The 1,813-nt window shown below is 29.3% G+C and carries 1 protein-coding gene; it reads left to right on the top strand.

Annotation, left to right across the window (positions count from 1 at the left end):
* A partial coding sequence (locus K7I92_RS07360) for an IS1634 family transposase (RefSeq protein ID WP_220282609.1) occupies nucleotides 1–1,718 on the top strand: 1,718 nt, incomplete at its 5' end.
* Nucleotides 1,719–1,813 lie beyond the last annotated feature (95 nt).

Genomic DNA, 1,813 nt, shown 5'->3' with positions numbered 1-1,813 from the left:
CTATGTTTATCACTAAATCGAAATCTAAAAACTCGACCTTTTATTATCTTGCCTATTCTAAAAGAACCGGTAAAAAAGTTTCTACCCATATCTTTGAAGCCCTTGGAAGTGCTGATGATATTCGTAAAAAGGTGGGTGACCCTAATCTTGATGTTGATACTTGGACTAAAGCATATGCTAAGCAAAAAACTTTAGAGATGAAAGAAGATAAGGAAAGAATTACTGTTTCTTTTGCGCCTGCTAATCGAATTAATCATAAAACAATTCGTCATGTGCATATTGGTTATTTCTTTATCCAAAAAATATTAAAGGACTGTGGTTTAACTAAGATTAGTGATAAAATCAAAAAAGAAGGACAATTCAAATTTGATTTAAACCAAATTATGCGTTATCTTGTTGCGAGTAGGATTTTAGCACCTGGTTCTAAACTATCCACTTTTGAGTTTTCAAAGCATTTCTTTGAAGCCCCAAATTTCGCTTTACACGATGTATATCGTACTTTAGAAAAAATGTATGAATACAAAGATTTTATTCAAGAAAGTTTATACCAAACAACCCACAATAACTTTAAACGCAATTCATCTATCTTATATTATGATTGTACTAACTACTTTTTTGAAATTGAAGAAGAAAAAGGAATTAGACAATATGGATTATCTAAAGAACATCGACCTAATCCGATTGTGCAAATGGGCTTATTTTTAGATCAGTATGGTTTACCCCTTGCTTTTGATATCTTTCAAGGCAATAAAAACGAACAAGCTTCTCTAAAACCTATTGAACAAAAAATTATTAAAGACTATGGATTAGATAAAGTGATTATCTGTTGTGATGCCGGTTTAAATAGTTGTACTAATAAGAAATTCAATGATATCACTAATCGTGGTTTTATTATGACTTATTCACTTAAAAAGGCAAAACAAGTAATTAAAGATTGGGTATTTGAAGATAGTGGTTGGAAAAGAGATGGTGATGGTAAAGTTTTTCGATTATCAGAAATAAAAGAATTAGAAAATGACTATCATATCTATTATAAAGAAAGATGGATTAAGGAAAATGGTGTTGAAGAAAGAATCATTGTAAGTTATTCGCCGGAATACGCCGGTTATCAAGAACATCTTAGATCCAAACAAATAATCAGAGCAGAAGCAGTCATTTCAAGTAATAAGAAATTAAGAAATCATCAAAAAGCAACAGATTTTAAACGATTAATAGCCATTGACTATACCAATGAAGATGGAGTATCCGCAAAAGAACAACATCTATCCTTAAATAGTGAAAAAATAGCTGAAGAAAGCAAATGGGATGGTTTATACTGTATTAGCACTAATTTAGAAGATAATATCAAGATTATCTTACAAGTACATCGTCAAAGATGGAAGATTGAAGAAAGTTTTAGAATATTAAAAAGTGAATTTAAAGCACGACCGGTATATCTTAGCAGAGAAAGTAGAATATACTCACACTTTTTAACTTGCTTTATGGCATTGTTAGTTGAAAGGATTATTGAAAAAAACTTAGTTCAATACACCACAAAAGAAATTATAACAACCTTAAGAAGTATGCAATTATGTGAGATAGGCAATAAACAATACATTCCTGCTTATACTAGAACAGTAATAACTGATAAATTACACGATGTTTTTAAGTTTAATACTGACTATGAGATTATGAGTTTTAAAAGCTTAAATGAAATTAATAAGAAGACCAAAAGTTAAAATATTATTACATTTTGAATAAAGAAAAAAGATGAAAAAAAGGCTTAAATAGAGCGTTTTTTCATCTTTATCTTTTTAAAACTGTCAAATTTAGG

Source organism: Bulleidia sp. zg-1013 (assembly GCF_019798045.1).
Classification (GTDB): Bacteria; Bacillota_I; Bacilli_A; order Erysipelotrichales; family Erysipelotrichaceae; genus Bulleidia.
Note: the sequence above shows the minus strand (reverse complement) of the source record. Positions and strands in the feature narration are given on the sequence as shown.